Source organism: Renibacterium salmoninarum ATCC 33209 (assembly GCF_000018885.1).
GTDB classification, from domain to species: domain Bacteria; phylum Actinomycetota; class Actinomycetes; order Actinomycetales; family Micrococcaceae; genus Renibacterium; species Renibacterium salmoninarum.
In genome coordinates this window covers 2,146,782-2,167,557 of record NC_010168.1, presented here as the reverse complement: position 1 = coordinate 2,167,557, position 20,776 = coordinate 2,146,782, and the positions used below count along the sequence as shown (strand labels likewise).

General features: G+C 56.0%; 16 protein-coding genes. 11 read left to right on the top strand and 5 right to left on the bottom strand.

The annotated features are described in order from the left end of the window. Positions 1-48: 48 nt before the first annotated feature. Both lpdA and RSAL33209_RS10760 read right to left on the bottom strand, forming a co-directional pair. On the bottom strand, positions 49-1,458 hold the full coding sequence (gene lpdA, locus RSAL33209_RS10765; RefSeq protein ID WP_012245820.1) for a dihydrolipoyl dehydrogenase: 1,410 nt from the start codon (positions 1,456-1,458) through the stop codon (positions 49-51). 258 nt (positions 1,459-1,716) lie between these two features. Next, positions 1,717-3,234, bottom strand: coding sequence for a leucyl aminopeptidase (locus RSAL33209_RS10760; protein WP_012245819.1), 1,518 nt, complete (start codon positions 3,232-3,234; stop codon positions 1,717-1,719). A gap of 176 nt (positions 3,235-3,410) precedes the next feature. Between RSAL33209_RS10760 and RSAL33209_RS10755 the strand changes: the two genes are divergently transcribed. The 5 genes from RSAL33209_RS10755 (at position 3,411) to RSAL33209_RS10735 (ending at position 8,817) form a co-directional block, all read left to right on the top strand. After that, positions 3,411-4,370, top strand: a complete 960-nt coding sequence (locus RSAL33209_RS10755; protein WP_041684699.1) for a proteasome assembly chaperone family protein — start codon at positions 3,411-3,413, stop codon at positions 4,368-4,370. A 27-nt stretch (positions 4,371-4,397) separates the two neighbouring features. After that, the gene (locus RSAL33209_RS10750; protein ID WP_012245817.1) at positions 4,398-5,753 is read left to right on the top strand and encodes an MFS transporter; all 1,356 of its coding nucleotides are present in this window, start codon (positions 4,398-4,400) and stop codon (positions 5,751-5,753) included. 133 nt (positions 5,754-5,886) lie between these two features. Continuing rightward, entirely contained in the window at positions 5,887-6,150 is a 264-nt protein-coding gene (locus tag RSAL33209_RS19290) for a DUF4192 family protein (protein ID WP_012245816.1), read from the top strand. Positions 6,151-6,157: 7 nt separating this feature from the next. After that, a complete protein-coding gene (locus RSAL33209_RS10740) occupies positions 6,158-7,084 on the top strand; it encodes a DUF4192 family protein (RefSeq protein WP_012245815.1) in 927 nt (308 codons plus the stop codon). Positions 7,085-7,428: 344 nt separating this feature from the next. After that, the gene (locus RSAL33209_RS10735; protein ID WP_012245814.1) at positions 7,429-8,817 is read left to right on the top strand and encodes an RNA polymerase sigma factor; all 1,389 of its coding nucleotides are present in this window, start codon (positions 7,429-7,431) and stop codon (positions 8,815-8,817) included. Positions 8,818-9,130: 313 nt separating this feature from the next. Here RSAL33209_RS10735 and RSAL33209_RS18790 read toward each other — a convergent pair whose 3' ends face one another. After that, the gene (locus RSAL33209_RS18790; RefSeq protein ID WP_012245813.1) at positions 9,131-9,355 is read right to left on the bottom strand and encodes a DUF7455 domain-containing protein; all 225 of its coding nucleotides are present in this window, start codon (positions 9,353-9,355) and stop codon (positions 9,131-9,133) included. Positions 9,356-9,661: 306 nt separating this feature from the next. Between RSAL33209_RS18790 and RSAL33209_RS10725 the strand changes: the two genes are divergently transcribed. Next, positions 9,662-11,773, top strand: a complete 2,112-nt coding sequence (locus RSAL33209_RS10725) for a DNA gyrase/topoisomerase IV subunit B (RefSeq protein ID WP_012245812.1) — start codon at positions 9,662-9,664, stop codon at positions 11,771-11,773. A gap of 89 nt (positions 11,774-11,862) precedes the next feature. Here the strand turns inward: RSAL33209_RS10725 and RSAL33209_RS10720 are convergent, their stop codons facing one another. Both RSAL33209_RS10720 and RSAL33209_RS10715 read right to left on the bottom strand, forming a co-directional pair. Beyond that, positions 11,863-12,819, bottom strand: coding sequence for a M56 family metallopeptidase (locus tag RSAL33209_RS10720; RefSeq protein WP_012245811.1), 957 nt, complete (start codon positions 12,817-12,819; stop codon positions 11,863-11,865). Positions 12,820-12,849: 30 nt separating this feature from the next. After that, complete coding sequence (locus RSAL33209_RS10715; protein WP_041684697.1) at positions 12,850-13,221, bottom strand: BlaI/MecI/CopY family transcriptional regulator; 372 nt, start codon at positions 13,219-13,221, stop codon at positions 12,850-12,852. Positions 13,222-13,365: 144 nt separating this feature from the next. Between RSAL33209_RS10715 and RSAL33209_RS10710 the strand changes: the two genes are divergently transcribed. The 5 genes from RSAL33209_RS10710 to RSAL33209_RS10690 all read left to right on the top strand — a co-directional run bounded on the left by RSAL33209_RS10710 (position 13,366) and on the right by RSAL33209_RS10690 (position 20,729). Continuing rightward, positions 13,366-14,976 (top strand): cytochrome ubiquinol oxidase subunit I, encoded by a 1,611-nt coding sequence (locus tag RSAL33209_RS10710; protein WP_012245809.1) that lies wholly within the window; start codon positions 13,366-13,368, stop codon positions 14,974-14,976. Between the two features lie 78 nt (positions 14,977-15,054). Beyond that, complete coding sequence (gene cydB, locus RSAL33209_RS10705) at positions 15,055-16,056, top strand: cytochrome d ubiquinol oxidase subunit II (protein ID WP_012245808.1); 1,002 nt, start codon at positions 15,055-15,057, stop codon at positions 16,054-16,056. A 9-nt stretch (positions 16,057-16,065) separates the two neighbouring features. Next, positions 16,066-19,425: a thiol reductant ABC exporter subunit CydD gene (gene cydD, locus RSAL33209_RS10700; RefSeq protein WP_012245807.1), complete on the top strand. Its 3,360-nt coding sequence runs from the start codon at positions 16,066-16,068 to the stop codon at positions 19,423-19,425. Beyond that, entirely contained in the window at positions 19,422-20,405 is a 984-nt protein-coding gene (locus RSAL33209_RS10695; RefSeq protein ID WP_012245806.1) for a GNAT family N-acetyltransferase, read from the top strand. Before cydD ends, RSAL33209_RS10695 begins: the two co-directional genes overlap by 4 nt. A 45-nt stretch (positions 20,406-20,450) precedes the next feature. Beyond that, complete coding sequence (locus RSAL33209_RS10690; RefSeq protein WP_012245805.1) at positions 20,451-20,729, top strand: DMT family transporter; 279 nt, start codon at positions 20,451-20,453, stop codon at positions 20,727-20,729. The last annotated feature ends 47 nt before the right edge of the window (positions 20,730-20,776 follow it).

Here is a 20,776-nt window from a genome sequence, read left to right as displayed (position 1 = left end):
TGTTCGTCTTGGTAATGAGCCTAGTGCTTAAGCGGTATTGAACCATGTTCAGCCGTGCAAAGGGCGGCCAGCGAGTGCCATTGCGGCCTCGCCGAGCGCTTCGTTCTGGGTGGGGTGGCCGTGTAGCAACGGAGCAATGTCCTCCGGGTAAGCTTCCCAGTTCACAATCAACTGGGCCTCGCCAATCTGTTCGCCCATCCGAGCGCCGATCATGTGCACACCAACAATGGGGCCATCTTTTTGGCGGACCATTTTGACCGTGCCGCTAGTGCCGATGATGGCGCTCTTGCCGTTACCGGCCAGGTTGAACTCTTTGCTCTCAACGTTCTCAGCGCCGTACTTCTCTTGCGCGAGCTTTTCGGTGAGGCCGATCGAAGCGATCTCGGGATCGCAGTAGGTGACCTTGGGAATGTTGACATCCTTGATGACGACCGGGTTCAAACCAGCGATTTCCTCAGCGACGAAAATGCCCTGTTGGAAGCCGCGGTGCGCCAGCTGCAAGCCAGGAACAATGTCACCGATCGCGTAGATATTGCCGACGCCGGTATGTAGACGCTCGTTGGCCAACACGAAACCGCGATCCATCGGGATTCCAGCTTCTTCGTAGCCCAGTCCGGCGGTGTTCGGACCGCGGCCTACAGCGACGAGCAATAGTTCGGCTTCGAAAGTCTTGCCGTCAACCAGGGTGACCTTGACGCCGTCGTCGGTTTGTTCAACGCCTTGGAAGAAGATGCCGGTGGAGAAGTTAATGCCGCGCTTCTTGAAAGCCCGCTCAAGCGTCTTGATGATGGTTGCGTCTTCGTTCGGCACCAGCGAAGGCAAGCCCTCGATGATTGTGACGTCAACACCGAAAGACTTCCAGACCGAGGCGAATTCGCTACCGATCACGCCGCCACCCAGGATGATCGCGCTCTTCGGGATGCGGTCGAGGTTCAGTGCGCCATCGGAAGTGATGACGCGGCCACCGATTTCTAGTCCGGGCAGGCTGCGTGAGTATGAGCCTGAGGTAAGAACGATGTTCTTACCGGTATACGCAGTGGCTTTACCTTCAGCGTCGGTCACCGTCACGGTGTTCTGCGAAGAGAGCTTGCCTTCGCCTTCGATGACGGTGAGGCCCTTCTTGGACTTGATGAGTCCTTGCAAGCCCTTGTATTTTCCGGCGATGATGCCATCTTTGTAGGCGTTCACTGCGGCGATATCAATGCTCTGCAGTTCTACATTGACGCCGTATTTGGCGGAATCTCGTGCGTGGTCAGCCAATTCGGCGGAGTGCAAGAGCGCTTTGGTCGGAATGCAGCCATTGTGCAGGCAAGTGCCGCCCAATTTGCCCTTCTCAACCAAGCCAACGGTGAATCCGAGCTGGACGGCGCGCAAAGCAGCCGCGTATCCGCCACTGCCGGCACCGAGAATCAGGATGTCGAATTCTTGCTGAGTCGGCTGTGCCGGCTGATCGCTCACGTGAACGCTCCCTCGCGTAATGACTGCTTAACAATGTGATGGTCGATAGCGCAGTCGTTTGCTGAACTTCCCTGAGCGCCCGCCGAGTCCACTGGTTAAGCCCGGCACGCTAAGGGAAATACTTTCAGCATTTACCTTAGCGTCCAGCGCACGCTCTCTCCACCTGTGACAGTGTGTCAGTGGCCCTTTGTGTCGCGATTCACTCACGGGTGTGATCTGCGGATCGCAATACCGGCAGATCACACCCGCGTTGACGTACTATTTTCCGGCTGCAACGCCTTCGGCAAAGCTCAACAAAGTACGAACGGCCACGCCGGTTGCGTGCTTCGGTGTGTAGCCGTAAGGCGCAGATTCATTGAACGCTGGACCAGCAATGTCCAAGTGCGCCCACGGAATCTTGGCACCGGATTTTGCGGAGCCAACAAACTCTGCCAAGAAGGCTGCCGCGGTCATCATGCCGCCCGCCTTTTCACCGATATTCGCCAGATCAGCGACAGGGGAGTCCAGGCTTGGCCGAAGCTCGTCGGGGATAGGCATGGTCCAGAAGAGTTCTCCGGACTTATCAGCAGCTTCTTTCACCGAGTTGCTGAGTTGCTCATCACCCATGACCGCGCTGGTGCGATTGCCCAGCGCAATAACCTGCGCACCGGTGAGCGTTGCCACGTCCAAAAGCACATCGGGGTGCTCGGTGGACGCGATAGCAAGGCCGTCGGCCATTACCAGGCGGCCTTCGGCGTCGGTATTGAGAACTTCAACCGTCTTGCCACCGAAGATGGTGATGACGTCCGAGGGGCGAGTTGCCGTGGCCGAGGGCATATTTTCCGCGATGCAGAGCCACGCGGTGACCTTGACTGGCAAGCCCAGTTCCGCGGCGGCGAGCGCAGCGGTCAGGATTGACGCGGCACCAGCCATATCGCATTTCATCGTCATCATGGAGGCAGCTGGCTTGAGTGAGATTCCACCGCTATCAAAGGTGATGCCTTTGCCGACCAGGGCAATGTGCTTCTTGGCGCGTGCGGGGGAGTATTCAACCTTCACCAGCCGCGGCGGGCGTGAGGATCCTTGGCCTACGCCGAGGATGCCGCCGAAGCCGTCTTTTTCAAGTTTCTTCTCATCCCAAACCGTTACTTTAACCGGCAAGCCCTTGGCTAGTTCTTTCGCTGCCTCAGCGAAAGTTTCAGGGTAGAGGCGGCTCGGCGGCTCGTTGACTAGCGTGCGGGTGGCGTTGACGGCTTTACCCACGACGGCGGCGCGATTCAGAATCGTCTTGGCCGCCCGGGTATTGATTGCGCTTGAAATGATCACGTTCTGCACGGACTGCTTGGCTGAATCGTCACCGCTGCGGCGCGCTGCATAACGGTATGCGCCTAGCGCTGCGCCCTCGGCTACTGCGGCCAACTGAGCTGCATCTGCGGCGGGTAGGGCGATGACAACAGTATCCAAACCAGCTAGTTGGCGAACCGCAGAACCGGCCGTCTTGCGTAGTGCTTCGGCGTTCGGAGCGCCGTCTTGAACTGCTCCCAGCCCGGCAAGCACCAAAATTTTTGCTTTGACTTCAGCTGGCGCAGGTAAGCGATGCAGGCTATCGATATTTCCGCTGACGCCCAGGGTCGTGAGCGAATCATTGAGGGCAGCGGTTTCAGCGGCGTCGAGCGGACTTTCAAAAAGAACCGGACCATCTGAACCTTTGACCACTCCGATGACCAGCGCATCGCCCTCCAAAGTACCGGCTGGCGAATTGACTGATGCAAGCGAAACGACGCTGTTCTGAGCCATGAAAGATCCTCACTGCTGGGGGTGGATTGGGTTAGTAGCATTCGCTGCCACTTTAGTTGATCGTAGTCTTTTCTTTCGCTAATTGAGAACCGTTCCATGCGGCGGAATGTTTCTGGGCCTCAACGACGTTGTAAGAAGAAATCGGTAGAATGACAGACCGTTGCGGGAGGATCAGGATGAAAGAAATTAAATACGTGCCGTTGAGAGATCCGGATACTCTGTACGCCACCAATGGTGCGATGCTCCAAGACGAGGGCTTGCGCGGTCTCAACCTTTTGATGGGCTTTACTGGCTTTTCGGATGCCGGCCAAGTGGTCAGTCAGATCAACGCTGAGCTATTAGATAAGCTGGATGCTGAACCGGTTGCGATCTTTGACATCGATCAGCTGATTGACTACCGATCACGCCGCCCGCAGATTAGTTTTGTTGAAGACCACCTCACCGACTATCGGCAGCCAGAGATGGTTTTGTACCGGATGGTCGACGGTTTAGGGCAGCCCTTTCTGTTCCTGGCAGGCAACGAGCCTGACTTACAGTGGGAGCGTTTCAGCGCCGCCGTCGTAGCGCTGGTAGAGCGTCTTGACGTCAATTTGGTGGCTTGGGTGCATTCGATTCCGATGCCGGTGCCGCACACAAGACCTATTGGCGTGACCGTGCACGGCAACCGGCCAGATTTGATTGAAGGCATGTCCTCGTGGAAGGCCACGGTGCAGATTCCTTCGGCAATTGGCCATTTACTTGAACTGCGGCTGAGTCAATCGGGACGAAACATTGCCGGTTATGCGGTGCACGTACCGCATTATCTTGCTGATGCTGAGTATCCGCGAGCTGCCGTTGCTGCGTTGGAGTACTTAGGCGCTGCCGCATCGCTTATGCTGCCCACCGATCGGTTGCGAGAATCTGGTCGCGACGTAGAACGGCAAATTGCGGACCAGGTGCAGACTTCGAGCGAGGTACAGGGCGTTGTCCGCCGGTTGGAGCTGCAATACGACGAGCGCCAACAAGACACTCCTGTGCGTTCGCTGCTTGCGGGCGACGGCGATGAGTTGCCGGACGCTGATGAGCTGGGCGCTGCTATTGAGGCTTACCTCGCAGAGCGAGACGACACAGCAGAGCGAGACGACACGACGGGCTAGGTTGCTGCTGGGCAGTAAGCTTTTGCCGTGGATACCCGACGCGCCTGGCTCAGCTGGGGCGTCGGCGTCTTCGCTTATGTCGTGGCGATCTGCCAACGAACCAGTTTCGGTGTTGCGGGCTTAGACGCGACTGAACGGTTCAACGCTACTGCTGCAGCGTTATCCGCTTTTTCGGTCCTGCAATTGCTGGTTTATGCCGCTTTGCAGATTCCGGTTGGCGCCTTGGTCGACCGATTCGGGCCGAAGTTGATGGTCTCAGCGGGCGCGTTATTGATGCTTTTGGGTCAGCTTCAGCTGGCAGCAGCGACTTCGGTGCCCGCTGGCTTGGTGGGTCGGGTGTTGCTCGGCGCAGGCGATGCAATGACCTTCATTGCGGTATTGAGATTGCTTCCGGCCTGGTTCAGCGCACGAAGAATTCCGTTGTTGACTCAGCTCACCGCGATGATCGGCCAATTGGGTCAGCTGTTGAGTGCAATTCAATTTGCTGCGGTATTGCGCCAGTTTGGTTGGAGCCCTGCTTTTGTTAGCGCTGCGGCATTGTCGCTATTGGCTTTGGTGTTGACCGGAATATTCGTTCTAGATTATCCCGCTGATTTGCCCAGGGCGCATCCGCCGGGCAGGCTGCGGGATATTGCTGGCTCCGTTGCTGCTGCTTGGCGGCAGCCCGGTACTCGGCTCGGAATGTGGAGCCATTTCACCTTGCAGTTTTCCGGCACGGTATTTCTGCTGACTTGGGGTTATCCGTTTTTGGTCTCTGGTCGGGGGCTCCCGCCGTCGCAAGCTTCATTGCTGCTCACTCTTTTCATTCCGGTGGGATTGGTGAGCAGCCCGTGGCTAGGCGGATGGGTGGGCCGGCATCCGCTACGCCGATCGACGCTGGTGTTAGTCATCGCCATTTTGACTGCTTTAGTGTGGGCTTTGGTGTTGCTCTATCCGGGTCCCGCACCGCTTTGGCTGCTGATCGTGCTCATTGCGGTGCTCGGTGTGGGTGGGCCCGCGGCAATGATTGGCTTTGACTTTGCCCGGACCTTTAACCCGGCGCACCGGATGGGAACAGATACTGGAATCGTGAATGTGGGTGGCTTTATTGCAGCCCTGATCACGATGTATATCGTGGGACTGGTTTTGGACTTGCTTAATAACCTGGGCTACTCGCACGGGATGCTTTACGCGCTTGATTCGTTCCGAATCGCGCTTAGCGTGCAATTTTTAGTGATTGCTTTTGGCGTTGGCGCAGTATTGCTGAGTAGGCGTGAAGTGCGACGGCGGATGGCTTCCGACGGCGTGTCTGTGCCGCCGTTGCGGGAGGCGCTGAGCGGTTACCGGGCAAGGCGTCGACGGTACCAATTGCAGAAGAAGACCCGGAAAGAATCTGATGGTTAAGATTCTTCTGATGGAGAGTCCGGTGCGCTGGTTTCCCCTAACTTCTTAGTTTTCCTGCACAGCTGCAGTTTTGTGCAGTTTCCCCACATGAGCTGAGCTGTTTCGCAGCATGTGACAGCCACAAGCTGAATCTATGAACTCTTCATCAGCTTCAAGCAATCTAATTTCAGCTAGCCAGCCGCAAGATATTTTGGCTTATGTGCCGCACGCTCTTGGTTACTGGCCGGAGATGTCGTTGGTGGTGCTTGCAATCTCTGGCAATCGGGTTGGAGCTAGCTTGCGCTTAGATTTGCTGGCTCGGGGCGGAGATATGTCCGACTATCGTGAATTTTCCGAGCAGATTGCCAGCCACCTCAGGCTCGACGGCCGCGCGGATGGTTCGCTGGCTGTCCTATAATACCGGGATGGACTGGAACGATTCGGTGGATCCTGGGTTCGATCAGTTGTTGTTGATGCTGGGCGTGACGCTTTCTGAAGTGGGAATGCCGCTGCGTGATGCGTGGTGGGTCGGTGAAAGCAATTGGCGTGATTATCTCTGCCGGGACGAGGAATGCTGTTCTTTGAGCGGACAAAATTTGCAAAATGTCCGTGAAAGCACCATGAGTGCAGAACTGATTTTTCGGGGGAGTAGTTACGATGCGGATCTGCCGTCCGCGATGACTTTGCCCTCGGTAAGCGCCACGAAAAGGTCTAGGGCACGAAAGGTCCTACGGCGCGAAGTTGCTCAAGTTGGTTTGCTTCGTTTTGACGAGCCGACTTTTGAGTCGGCGCTACGCGCCTGGGACGTCGCGAGGTCGACGCAATTCGGATCTCGAATCGAAACCGCGGAGTCCTTGGGATATTTGGGCGCCACGCTTGCGAATATTTACTTGCGAGATGCTGTGATGGTGTCGGCTTTAACCGACCGCGAACAAGCCAACTTGCCAAAATCTACTGAGCTACTTCTTGGTAGTCCGGAGATTGCGCCACCTTGGGACCGGCTGACTCGCTTTGAGGAAATTCTTCGTCAGATTGCTGCCGTGTGTGTGCTGAACCTTGCGACTTCACCGCAGCAGAGGTCATTATCGGCAGCTCATTTATCGGAACCGTCAGCCCAAGACGGCGACAGTGTCAGGACGGCAAGTGCAGCCGTGCTGAGCATTCTTGCCTGGCTGGAATGGTGTAAAGGTCGAGGTAGCAAGGCTGGATGCTATGTGGACTCTGCGTTGGCCGTAGTACCGCGGTACCGACTGGCCGAACTCTTTGATGAACTACTAGCTGAAGGGGTGCTCTGTCATTGGGCAAAGGATCCAAAAACTGCTTGGCAACAGCACGGGCCCAACGTCGCATAGATTTAGCAGCTAACGATTGTCTTGTGTAAAGAAATGGCTACTGGGCATTTTCACGGCTGGTATTCAGTTAATTTCGGGAACGGCGTGCAGCGTTCGGCCGCGTCGATTCTAAGAGCTCGAAGATCCGTGAGACAATATCAGGACGACCCGGTGGGGTCCGTGAGTTATTCACGTAGCTTCGAGCTCGAATTACCTTTAGCAATTTGGGAACGAGAAGCCGCTCTCAGCAGTTCTACATACTGACTCTGCTGTCCGCGATCGTGAGTGATGACGATCACGGACTTGACAGGGTCATAGTGGTGTTGCGCGCAGGTAACACTACAAGCTGCAAGGAAAGGTAATCAGTGTCTCCAACTGCACGGAAGATCAGCGCAACCGCTGCCCCCGAGGATTCCGCTTCGGCTGAAACATCCACGGCTCGCACCCGCGCCGCGGTGAAGGACGCCCCTGTCGCTCAGACTGCGGCTGTTAAAACCCTGGCTGCTAAGAAGCCCTCCGCGAAGAAGGTAACCGAAATCCCTGACGCTGTCACAATCGAAGAAAAACTCACACCGGCACAGAAGCGAGCTGCTACTGCAGCCGCGAAGAAAGCTGCGCTCTCGGAAGATGACGCCGCAGTAAAGCCGACGCGTGGACGCAAGCCTAAAGCGGATGACTCCGCGGAGAGTGCTGATGACGAAAGCACTGAAGGCGTAGCGGATTCGGCGGAGACCGAAACTGCAGACGCTCCGGAAGAAGCCGAAGAAACTGCCGGATCAGGTTTTGTTTATTCAGATGCTGACGACGACGATGCGCCGGTGCAGCAGGTTATGTCCGCGGGCGCAACGGCGGACCCGGTCAAAGATTATCTGAAGCAGATCGGTAAAGTCGCGCTGCTTAACGCTGAGCAGGAAGTCGACTTGGCTCTGCGGATCGAAGCCGGTCTGTACGCGGAAGAAAAGCTTGCAGCTGATGATGGCAAGATCACCGAGAAGCTAAACCGCGAATATCAGTGGGTTATCCACGATGGTAAGCGGGCAAAAAACCACTTGCTCGAAGCGAACTTGCGACTCGTTGTTTCGCTTGCGAAGCGTTACACCGGTCGTGGAATGTTGTTCTTGGACTTGATCCAAGAGGGCAACATGGGCCTGATCCGTGCGGTTGAGAAATTCGACTACACCAAGGGCTTCAAGTTCTCCACCTACGCGACTTGGTGGATCCGCCAGGCAATTACGCGGGCAATGGCTGACCAAGCTCGCACCATTCGTATTCCGGTGCACATGGTTGAAGTGATCAACAAGCTTGCTCGGGTACAACGCCAGATGCTGCAAGACCTGGGTCGGGAACCTACGCCGGAAGAATTGGCGCTTGAACTCGACATGACTCCTGAAAAGGTCGTCGAGGTACAGAAGTACGGTCGCGAACCGATTTCATTGCACACGCCCCTGGGTGAAGACGGCGATTCAGAGTTTGGCGACTTGATCGAGGACTCTGAAGCCGTTGTACCGGCTGACGCAGTTAGCTTCACCTTGTTGCAGGAGCAATTACATTCGGTGCTTGACACGCTCTCGGAGCGTGAAGCGGGCGTCGTCGCAATGCGTTTCGGACTTACTGATGGCCAGCCGAAGACTTTAGACGAAATCGGTAAAGTCTACGGAGTCACGCGCGAGCGGATTAGGCAGATCGAATCCAAGACGATGTCTAAGTTGCGTCACCCCTCGCGTTCTCAGGTATTGCGCGACTACCTGGACTAAAAATCTTCGGCGATAGCCGTTGCGAAAGTCTCGCATATCTTCATGAAAAGGAGCGGCGCCCTGTGGGCCCGCTCCTTTTCATTCCCAAGTTCATTCCCAAGGAGCCTGGTGCTTTTCCACGATTTCCCACCTAGCTAGCATTTTCACTGGGAAGAAATGGGTATGTCCCTCCGAGAATACCAACTCCGTGGGATATTGTCGCCACGATGCAACCAACTTATTAGCTGCTAACTCGAACACAGACTGAACAAGAAAGGCACCTAGCGATTGCGCTAGGTGCCTTTCTTAACACGATTGTTCAGTACATAGTTGCTCAGTCCTCGATAAGAACCGGTGCTTTTTCAAACAACCGGGAGGTCTCATCGTGCCACTGTCCCGAAATCGGTTTTAGCGTCGCTTCAACTGCGCGTGCATGGTGCGCGCAGAATAGAAGTTCTCCGCCAGAGGACTCAAGGACTACCCTGACATAAGCTTGTGCGCCACAACGATCGCAGCGATCCAAAGCATTCAGTTCACGACTTATAATTGCCGTTGTCATGACCCCTCCTTCATTTCTGGCCCCGTGACGCTTTCGCCTCTACAGGTGCTCCAGCTCTAATGCTTGTACATCTATACAACCATTATGCGGTTCCAAACCATCTCAGGCTGGGTCTTCTTTCGCTGTCCGCGTATTGCAATTTCATAAACGTCCACTTTTCGCCGAATCCTCAGGACACGGCTTGGCCGTTATCTGAGGCGTCGTACGGCCAGCCTGCGCTGCGAGCAGCTTGGAAAGCGATAGTCTGAAAAAGCTCAATATGTCCAGGAAACTGGCACTGTATGACCTTCGAAGGAGCGCCTCCACGTGGCCGCCACAAAATCCGATTACAACGCCCGCCACCTTTCAGTTCTCGAAGGGCTGGACGCGGTGCGCAAACGGCCGGGTATGTATATCGGCTCCACCGATTCCCGTGGCTTGATGCATTGTCTTTGGGAGATTCTCGACAACGCCGTCGATGAGGCGCTGGGCGGTTTCGGCCAGAAGATTCTGGTGATTTTACACAAGGACAATTCCGTCGAAGTGCACGACGATGGGCGTGGTATTCCGGTCGACATTGAGCCGAAAACTGGCTTGACCGGCGTCGAAGTTGTGCTGACCAAACTGCATGCTGGTGGAAAATTTGGTGGGTCCTCTTATGCTGCTTCCGGCGGCTTGCACGGCGTCGGCGCTTCCGTCGTCAACGCGCTATCGGCTCGCCTGGATGCTCAAGTTGATCGCGGTGGCAAAACATACCAAATGTCATTCCGTCGCGGTGAGCCGGGAGTCTTCAAAGAAACCGGGCGTTCGCTGAGCCCCAATTCGACCTTTGAGCCTTTCGTACAAAAGTCGGTACTCGGTGTTATTGGTACTACGAAACGTGGCGTTACCGGAACTCGAATTCGATATTGGGCGGATCAACAGATTTTCACCCCGGATGCGAAGTTCTCCTACGAGGAGCTTGCCGCTAGGGCGCGGCAAACATCTTTCTTAGTCCCGGGGCTGCGGATCACCATTCGGGACGAACGAGGCTTAGCTAATACTGCGGGCGAGTTAGGTCCGCACAAAGAGGTGTTTCATCACGACGGCGGTATCTCAGAGTTTGTAGATTTCCTAGCTGTCGATGCACCAGTAACGGATATTTGGCGATTACACGGCACCGCGAGCTTCAAAGAGACCGTCCCGGTGCTTGATGATAATGGCCACATGATGCCAACTGAGGTCGAGCGCGATTGTGAAGTGGATATTGCCTTACGCTGGGGCATCGGTTACGAGACCACGATGCGCAGCTTCGTCAACATCATTTCCACGCCAAAGGGCGGCAGGCATCAAGAAGGTTTTGAGCAAGCGCTGTTGAGGACTTTCCGCAAAGTCATTGAAGCGAATGCCCGCAAGCTCAAGGCCGGAAACGACAAGATCGAAAAGGATGATGTTCAGGCCGGGTTGACGGCGGTGCTCACCGTGCGACTGGCCGAGCCCCAGTTTGAAGGCCAGACCAAAGAGGTTCTTGGCACGCCTGCAGTGCGTGCGATTGTGGCCAAAGTGGTTGAGCAAGAAATTACCGCGAAGCTGAATTCGTCGAATCGCAATGACAAGGCCCAATCGGCGTTGTTATTGGAAAAAGTTGTTTCCGAAATGAAGTCGCGGATTTCGGCGCGGGTACACAAAGAAACTCAGCGGCGCAAGAATGCCTTGGAAACCTCTTCGCTACCCGCTAAATTGGCGGATTGCCGGTCCGAAGAAACTGAGCGCACGGAATTGTTCATCGTGGAGGGCGACAGCGCGCTGGGCACCGCACGACTGGCTCGTTCCTCCGACTTCCAAGCTTTGCTGCCGATACGTGGCAAGATCCTGAACGTGCAGAAGGCTTCGGTGGGGGATATGCTCTCCAACGCCGAATGCGCGGCGCTCATCCAAGTGGTTGGCGCCGGGTCTGGCCGTTCCTTCGACATTGAGGGCGCACGCTACGGCAAGATCATTGTCATGACGGATGCCGACGTCGACGGGGCACATATTCGCACTCTTTTGCTGACGTTGTTCTTCCGCTACATGCGCCCGATGATTGATGCTGGCCGCGTTTACGCCGCAGTGCCGCCGCTGCATCGAGTTGAGGTAATCAATCATGGTCAAAAGGCGAATGAGTTGATTTACACCTATACCGAAAATGAGCTCAATGACTTGCTCAAGCGGTTAGAAAAAGAGGGCAAGCGCTACAAAGAGCCGATCCAGCGTTACAAGGGTCTGGGCGAAATGGATGCCGATCAGCTGGCCGAAACCACGATGGATCCACGGCATCGAACCTTGCGCAGAGTTACCGCAACACATGCTGAGGCGGCCGAGAAGACTTTTGAGCTGCTCATGGGCTCCGACGTCGCACCGCGCAAAGAATTTATTATCGCCGGCTCGGCAATGCTCGATCGGGAACGCCTCGACGCCTAATCCACAGCCAGAAACTTCAAACGCTGCACAACTTTTCGGCCTTAAAACGAATGTTTAAGGCCGAAAAGTTGTGCAGCGTTCTGGAATATTTAGCTGAGGAGTGCTGGGATAACTAGCAGCGCGGTTGGTGCTGCTAGTAGTAACAGCGAGCCGACCAATATGAGCGCCCGTAACGGCGCAGCTAATGGTGGTTCCGGGTGAATCAGCCGTTGAATTCTGGACGCCGTGGTGCCATCCGAGTCTGGATTATCCGACGAGGGCGCCGGAGACGGGCTGTGTGCCGAGCCAGAGGCTACTAAAGCAATGGAGCGCACTAAGGTGGGCTCTGGCACCTCGCAGAGGGCGGCGTCGTCGGCAAGCATCTCGATCAGTTCGTTGACCGCGCTTTGCGCAAGTCGTGAGGTCGGCAGCCACGGTAGTGCAGATTTCCAGGCGGCGAAGGCCCATAGGAGCAGATGGTGCCGTTGCAAGAGATGCGTTTGTTCATGAGTCAACACGGCTTGAAGTTCTTCTGGTTTGAAGAGCTTCAGCAAACCATCTGAGAGCACCGTGACCGATCGAGCACCACCTGGCAGGCAATACGCGACTGGTGCAGCGTGGTTGATCACAACGGTGCCGGGGCGCTCCGCTGATGGCGAGGAAAGTAGTAATAGCAGCTCCCGGTGCCGGCTGCGTTGCCGTTGGATCCGTACGTAGGTGAGCAGCAAGGTGAAGAGCAGATGTGCACCCAACAGCCCAGCAGCAGAAAGGGCGAAAGCATGCCAGAACCGCAGCCCGCCGATCGGCGCATTGAAAAAGACGATGTCTATCAACCGGCCAAAGGCGGCCAGAATATTGCTTCCTAGCGGCGCCAATCCCCAGGTCAGCATGGCGCCGATCATAGACAATCCGCCAGCAAGGCCAACTGCCTGCCAGAGAATCATTGCCATGGCAGGGGAGCGTCGCGGCCAATGCGCGCGAGAAAGCACCAAAGGAGCTGGCCAAGCCAAAATGACCGCGAGCGCCGCAAGCACCCAAGCGGTTGTTGTGAGCGGGTCAAGACCCAAGAGTCGACCTCAGTCTCTGCTCCGTATCAGCTAGCGCTCGTTGTAGCCCAGCAGTTTGCGTAGTGTGGAAGCTTCATCAGCGGATACTGAACCGATGAATCGTGCCAGCACCGCTTCGCGATCTGGTGCTGAGCCCAGTACTTCATGCATAAGTTCTGCGGTGTGCTCTTCGCGCGAAGTAACAGCGCGGTAGCGGTGCGGACGAATATCGCGTTCGCGCTCGACTAAACCCTTTTTCTCTAACCGGGAGAGCACCGTCAACACCGTGGTCACCACGAGTTCCTTACCTTGCGATGCTTCCAAGTGGCAGAGCAGATCCCGCAGCTCGTTGGCAGTGAGCGGTGCTGGCTGTTGCCACAGCAGATCCATCACGGATCGCTCCAATTCGCCCAACGTCGCCATTTTTATCCTCAACTCTTACGAAATATTTTCTAGCATGATCGCCAATACTGCAGATACCAATGTAGCGCGTTTTTGCGCTAATTTCTACGAGCAGTAGAAAATGTTCTACACTGTTTTTCTAAACAAGACGTAGAAGAGGTTGAAATGGAAGCTCTCGATATCGCTCGGTGGCAATTCGGCATCACTACCGTTTACCACTTCCTGATGGTTCCGCTCACTATCGGCCTGGGCCTTTTGATAGCCGTACTGCAAACCTTCTGGTTGCGGAACAAAAAGCCCGAGTATCTCCGAATGACTAAGTTCTGGGGGAAGCTATTCCTGATCAATTTCATTCTGGGCGTCGCGACTGGGCTGGTACAAGAGTTCCAGTTTGGCCTGGCGTGGAGTGAGTACAGCCGATTCGTTGGTGATGTGTTTGGCGCGCCGCTGGCAATGGAAGCATTACTGGCCTTCTTCGTCGAATCAACGTTTCTTGGCTTGTGGATCTTTGGCTGGAAGAAACTACCCGCGAAAATCCATCTAGTCTGCCTTTGGATTGCTGTGTTGGGCTCGGTGGTGAGCGCTTACTTCATCTTGGTTGCTAATTCTTGGATGCAACATCCGGTGGGCGTCACAGTAGTCGATGGCCGGCCCCGAATGACCGATGCTTGGGCGGTCTTCACTAACAACACTGCATTGGTTGCTTTTCCACACACAATCTTTGGTGCGCTTGCCGTAGCGGGTGGCTTCTTGCTCGGCATCTCGTGGTACCACCTGTGGAAGCGGCGCAAGCTTGGCATCGATACCGTTGACGCCAAGAAGCGAGTTGTCGTCGGTGAGAGCGCCGTCGTCAACGGCAAGGTACAGCACCCCGGTCGGGACAAGACTGACCATAAAGTGTGGATCCGTTCGCTGCGGATTGGTGCGGTGGTGGCCATGATCGCCTTTGCTGGAACTGCGATCAGCGGCGATTTACAGGGCAGATTGATGTTCGAGCAGCAGCCCATGAAGATGGCCGCGGCAGAGGCTGCTTGCCAGAACGGCACTAGCTTCTCCGTGCTATCCATTGGCGACGTCGGCGCGAAAAACTGTAATGACGTTGCCGCCGTCATCGAAATCCCCGGGCTGTTGTCCTTCCTGGCGCACGGTGATTTCAGTACCGAAGTCAAAGGCGTGAACTCTTTGCTGCCTGAGTACCAGGCGAAATATGGCACAAACCTGCCAGATAACCCGATCTACGGCGATCGAGCCGGGCAGCCGATTCAATACGTACCGGTGATGGCAGTGACCTACTGGGGATTCCGGATGATGATCGGTTTCGGTGGCATCGCGGCATTGGCAGCATTTGTGGCGTTCTTTATTGCCCGCCGAGGCACGGTACCAGAATCCAAATGGCTCATGCGGCTAGCAGTATTCGGCATCCTCGCCCCCTTTGGCGCCAACTCTGCGGGATGGATCTTTACCGAGTTGGGCCGCCAGCCCTTCGTTGTAGCGCCTAATCCGCAAATGACCGGCATCGATCCGGTGTTCATGTTCACCGCTGCTGCCGTTTCTCCCGGGGTGAGCGTGGGCGAGCTGATCTTTTCTTTGGTGGCTTTCGTCGCGGTCTATGCGGTCCTGCTGATTGTCGAAGTGTTTCTGCTCTTCAAATACGTCCGGGGCGGCGTGCTCTCTGCAATGCCCGAGCTAGCAACGCCACCTGATAGCGAGAACGACGATGAAACCGACGGGACCAAGAACAAGGACGACGACGATGTACTCGCCTTTGCTTACTGAGCGGTCTATTACCGCTGAGCAGGCCGGGCCAGGATTGCAGCTCGAGATGCCGGTTGCCGATCTAAAGGAGACGAGCTAATGGAATTCCTACCAACTTTGTGGTTTGTGGTCATCGCGGTGCTGTGGACTGGTTACCTCTTCTTAGAGGGATTCGATTTAGGCGTTGGCATGCTGATGAAACTCTTTGCCCGCAATAATGAGGAACGCCGCGTGCTGCTCAACACAGTGGGCCCGGTCTGGGACGGCAACGAGGTCTGGCTTATTACCGCTGTTGGGGCGACCTTTGCCGCCTTTCCGCTTTGGTACGCTTCCTTGCTCTCGGCGCTCTATCTGCCGCTGATCTTCGTATTGCTTGGTCTGATTTTCCGTGCCGTCGCTTTTGAATACCGTGGCAAAGTGGCTTCTCCACGGTGGCAGAACACCTGGGATTGGGCCATTCTGCTCGGTTCAGCAACGTCGGCATTCGGCATCGGTGCAACCTTGGCATTGACCAGCACCGGGCTGCCGCTGAACGCTAACGGAGACCGAGTCGGTGGTGCTTTTGCCTGGTTCAACGGATACGCAATGTTGGGCGGGGCTGCTGTGCTGCTGTTTTGCCTTGTCCACGCGGCCGCATTTTTGGCCTTGAAAACCGATGGTACCGTGCGAGTCCGAGCTCGTATGCTTTTTCGCCGAGCCGCACCACTAGCCTTATTACCTATGCTCGTTTGGGCGATAGCAGTGCAGATCATCAATGCGAAGCCGCTTGGCTGGTTGTTGATTGGACTGGCGGTCGTTGCGGTAGACAGCGCAATTTTTGCTGCCAAGAAACATCGAGAAGGTTGGGCATTCTTGGGCTGTGGAGTTTTTCTTCTCAGCGTATTCGCGACAATATTTTTCAGTCTGTTCCCGAACGTTTTGCCGTCGACGCTCTCCGCAGAGTTTAACCTGACCGTGCAGAACGCATCGGCTTCCGAATACACCCTCGGATTGATCAGCATCATCGCTTGTTTTGGTGTTCCGCTAGTGCTTGCTTACCAGGGCTGGACTTACTGGGTTTTTCGGAAACGAATCAGTACCAAGAGCCTTCCGGCACACTAGGAGCCTGCCGTGAAACCCGAAATTCCCCGTTCCAGTATGCCGGGCATCTATTTGCTCGGGCTGCTCAACGCCATCAAAGCTGCTGCAATGGTGGTGTTCGCCGATGGCCTGGCCAGTTCAATTGTCGCTGCGATCAACGGCACCCCGGTGCTGGCTTCATTGAGCCTTGCTGCGGCAGCCGCCGTCGTCCGCTCAGTGATGGTTTGGGCGGTGCAGGTCAGCGCGAAACGAACCGCATTAGGTGCCAAAGAACAGTTTCGCGTTGAGCTGACTCAGCATTGGATTGCTAGAGCAGGCTCTGAGCAAGCAAATCAGCGTGGAGGTGCGACGGTGCTGGCAAGCAGCGGATTGGACGCGCTTGATGGCTATTACCATCAGTATTTGCCAGCCCTGGTCAGCGCCGCCACGGTTCCGGCCATTATCGGTGTCAGAATTTTGGCCGCCGACTGGGTCAGTGCGCTAATCGTGGTTCTTACCGTTCCGTTGGTGCCGGTTTTCATGGCCCTGATCGGGTGGTTCACGCAAGACAAGGTGAGCCAGGCAACCGGTGCTTTACTCAGGCTCTCCAGCCAACTGACCGAGTTAGCGCGCGGACTGCCGGTACTTATTGGTTTAGGTCGAGCCCGCGAACAACGCGCAGCTTTAGATCGGCTGGGCAACGATTATCGACGCACGACGATGGCGACGTTGCGTGTGGCCTTTCTTTCGGCGCTCGCTTTGGAACTGATTGCGACGTTATCGGTTGCGTTGGTCGCAGTTTTCATCGGAGTGTGGCTTGTCTATGGCCAGCTTGATCTCGGGACGGGGCTCCTGGTGCTGATCTTGGTGGCAGAGTGCTACCTGCCGTTGCGTGAGCTGGGCACGGCCTTCCACGCGAGTGACGACGGACGCGAGGCGATGCGGCGCAGCAAAGAAGAATTAGCCGCTCCGATCGGTGATCGCCTCGCAACGACCGGCGGCAAGGGGGCAGAACTGAATGTCTCGGAGTTAAGCGTCCGATACCTCGATCGAGCAGTACCAGCCCTGTCGGGGGTAAGTTTTTCCGTTCCACGGGGAAAGATTCTGGCAATCTCAGGTGCCAGTGGCTGTGGTAAGTCCACTTTGCTAGGCGCCCTGATCGGCACGGTGACTTCGGCTGAAGCAGATCTAGCCGGGAGCGTGCGCGGGATTGATGCCAAGCATGTGGCCTGGTTGCCACAGGATCCAGGTAGCACTGAGCGCAGCGTCATGCAGGAACTTCTGCTCTGGGGGGCCATCGACCCACAGTCGGCCGCTGAGGTTTTAGCATCAGTGGGGCTGGCTGGCCGAGAAAATCAGCATCCAGCATGGCTCAGCCCTGGTCAGCTCCGACGTTTGGCCTTGGCACGGGTGCTAGTTCGAGTTGACTGCGGAGCGGATAAGGTACTGGTGGACGAGCCAACCGCGCACGTGGACGCGGCCTCGGCCCGACTTATCGAAGATGCCCTGATATCGCTTCGTGGCAGGGCGACGGTGCTGATAGTCAGCCACGACGCCAGAGTTCTGGCCCTTGCCGACCAACAGCTTGAGTTGGTGGCCCCGACAAGCAATGCTGATCCGGGGCTGGATTCCCGCGCAGAGGTCTTACCGCCGGCCCAGGAACCGCTCGCGCCGGGCGATGAAGACGGCCGTCGAAATGACAGCAGCGGCGTTGACAGCAGCATTATCGATCAGCAGTCAACGGTAACTAGTGAGCAACGATTCAAAACTACTTTAGTGCCAGGGATCGTCCAGTTCTTGCGCATTTTACAACCTTGGCTACCAGCATTTTTAGGGTCGATTTTCTTCGGTGTCATAGCGTCTTTGGCCGCGCTCGCACTCACGGCACTTTCCGGCTGGCTAATTGTTCGCGCGAGCCAACAACCACCGGTGCTCTACTTACTCACCGCAATTGTGGGAGTGAGGTTCTTTGGCTTGCTGCGCGCCGTCGCCCGATACGTCGAGCGGCTCAACACCCATCAGTCGATGTTCGCTGCCGCTGATCGGTTGCGCGGCAGGCTTTGGGACGCGCTAAGCAAGTCGTTGCCCGCTAACCGGGAGCTCAGCCGGGGGGACTCTGTATTACCTCGATTGATCGGTGATGTGGACGCACTGCGAAATTTGGCGCCCAGGGTACTCTTGCCTCCGATAACCGCGGTCTTGGCTGCTGTTGCCGTGATTGTCAGCACCTCGTTATTGTTTCCGCAGGCGCTCGGTTTTCAGGTGGTGATCCTGCTAGGCGCAGTGTTGCTCTGCCCAGCCGTTGCGTTGTGGGCGGATAGCAGATCTCGGAACCAAGAACAGGCGCAACGGAGCAAGCTGATAAGCGAGTTGACCGTGTTGCTGGGCTCGGCCGCTGAACTTCGCAGCAATGGCATCGAACAGCCTTTGCTTAGCAGGCTGTTTGCCTTAGACCGAAAATCGACGGCTCTGGCGCAACGCGGTGCTTGGGCCGAAGGTCTAGGTTTGGCACTGCTCACCACTCTTGCGTGCGCGGGTTCCGTCGGCATGATCGCGTTAGGCTCACCGTTGGTCACTAGCGGGCAGCTTCGAATTGAAGTTTTAGTTGCGCTGGTCTTGCTTCAGCTTGGCTTGTTGGACGTCTTTTCACCTTTGGTGCAATCTGCGCCCGGTCTGCCACTACTGCGCCGACTGTGGCGTTCGGTTGCTAGGGAACTACAAGTGCCGGAGCTTCCGCACGTACCAGTGGCAACATCGAACAACACCATTCAAGCCCGGCAACTCAGCATCGGATGGCAGGGCCTCAGCGTTGCCGATGGCATCGACCTCGAGCTTGCCCAAGGGGACTGGCTCACCGTGACGGGTCCATCCGGCGCTGGAAAATCTACATTTCTGGCTACTCTAATGGGCTTCACCGCACCCGTCTCTGGCCGTGTGGCAGTGCATGGGAGTATCGCCTGGTGTCCGCAAGAAGCGCATCTTTTCAACTCGACACTTCGCGGAAACCTGGCGCTCGCGCGGAAAAAATCTGATCCGCCTTCCGAACTCGAACTGCACCAGGTACTACATGAAGTTGGACTTGCACAGTGGCTTAGCCACTTGCCCGCTGGTCTGGAAACTCGATTGGGCGACGCCGGCGGGTTGGTATCTGGTGGTCAGAGGCAAAGGATCGCCGTGGCTCGGGCATTGCTTACCCGGGCAGACGTCGTGTTACTTGATGAACCGACAGCGCATTTGGATGCCGGCTCTGCTGCGGCGCTAATGTCGGACTTGCGTAGTAGTTTGCGGGCGAAAACCGTTGTTCTCATTACTCACCGACCGCAGGACGTTCAGGCTACTGATATTCAGCTGAAACTCGGCGTCAAATCTGCGAGCGGAGCTGACGGTGTCAACGATAGGGTTGGGGTATGAACTTGCCTGGATTGGACACTGCTGTGGGCTCGGAATTGGAATTCCGCCCCATTGAAAAAGCCGACTTGGCGCAATGGTACGAACTGATCTTACGTATTTTCTCCGCAGAAAAAGCTCCTTGGCACGACCAGCTGGAAGATTTAGAAAACTCCTTGAACTCGAGCAAAAATGATCCATTGCTCGATACCGTAATTGGTGTTGACCACGGAGGGATTCCTCGGGCGTTTGCTCAAGTTCGTAAGAACCCTGAGGGTGCTAAAGCCTATGTCTCTGGCGGGGTTGATCCGGAGTGGCAACGTCGGGGTATTGGCTCGGCGTTACTTAAGTGGCAGCTTGAGCGGGTAGCGCATCGATTTTCCGCCCGTCAGCAGAGCCCAGAAATTGCCCGCACTTACGCTGAGGATAACAACCCGGTTGCCCAAGAGTTGTTCACCGCAAACGGGTTCAATATCGTTCGCTATTTTTCCGAAATGCATCGGCCGTTATCCGAAGAGATTCCGGTCATCGATCTTGACGAAAACCTGGTGGTCACTACTTTCTCCTCGGAGCATTCGGAAGCTGTTCGATTGGCGCATAACGAAGTCTTCGCTGACCATTGGGGTTCGGAAACGCGTGATCTGGAAACTTGGCGAGATACCGTAGAACACCCACTTTTCCGTGCGGATTGGAGTTTGGTGGTTTTGGACGCTTCAACCGGGGAAGTGGCGGGTTATCAGCTGGCCAGTTATGACCAAGATATCTTCAGCAGTTTTGGCCGCAAAGAAGGCTATACCGAGCTGATCGGAGTTCGAAGAGCTTACCGAGGATGCCGGATCGCTGCGGCTTTGTTGGCTGAAGCCATGCGCAGATTCAGGGCGGCGGGAATGGATGTGGCCTCTTTGGACGTAGATACTGAAAACCCAACCGGCGCAAATACGCTTTACGAGCGAATGGGCTACAGCGCGGTTCGACGATCAATGGCTTTCGACAGGGTTCTCTGAGATGCCCTATCTCTTCCTCGCAATCGCGATTGCGATTGCGAGATTGTGGCAACGTCGTTGTTGAAGGTTTCGGATGGCTTCTCGAAATTATGGCCCTCGGTCGGCGTCGTCGTTGGTTACGCAATCTCTTTCTACGCACTGAGCCTTGCGCTCAAAGAGGTGCCAGTAAGTACCGCCTATGCCATTTGGTCCGGAGTTGGCACTGCGGTGATAGCGGTAATCGGTTTTTGGCTTTTCAAAGAGCCCTTGTCCGTGACGAAAATTATCGGCATCACCTTGATTGTGGCCGGGGTAGTGGCGCTAAACCTCGACGGCGGTCACTAAAAGTTCTCAAAGCGTTATAAGCCAAATCCCTCGAAGTGACTATTTAC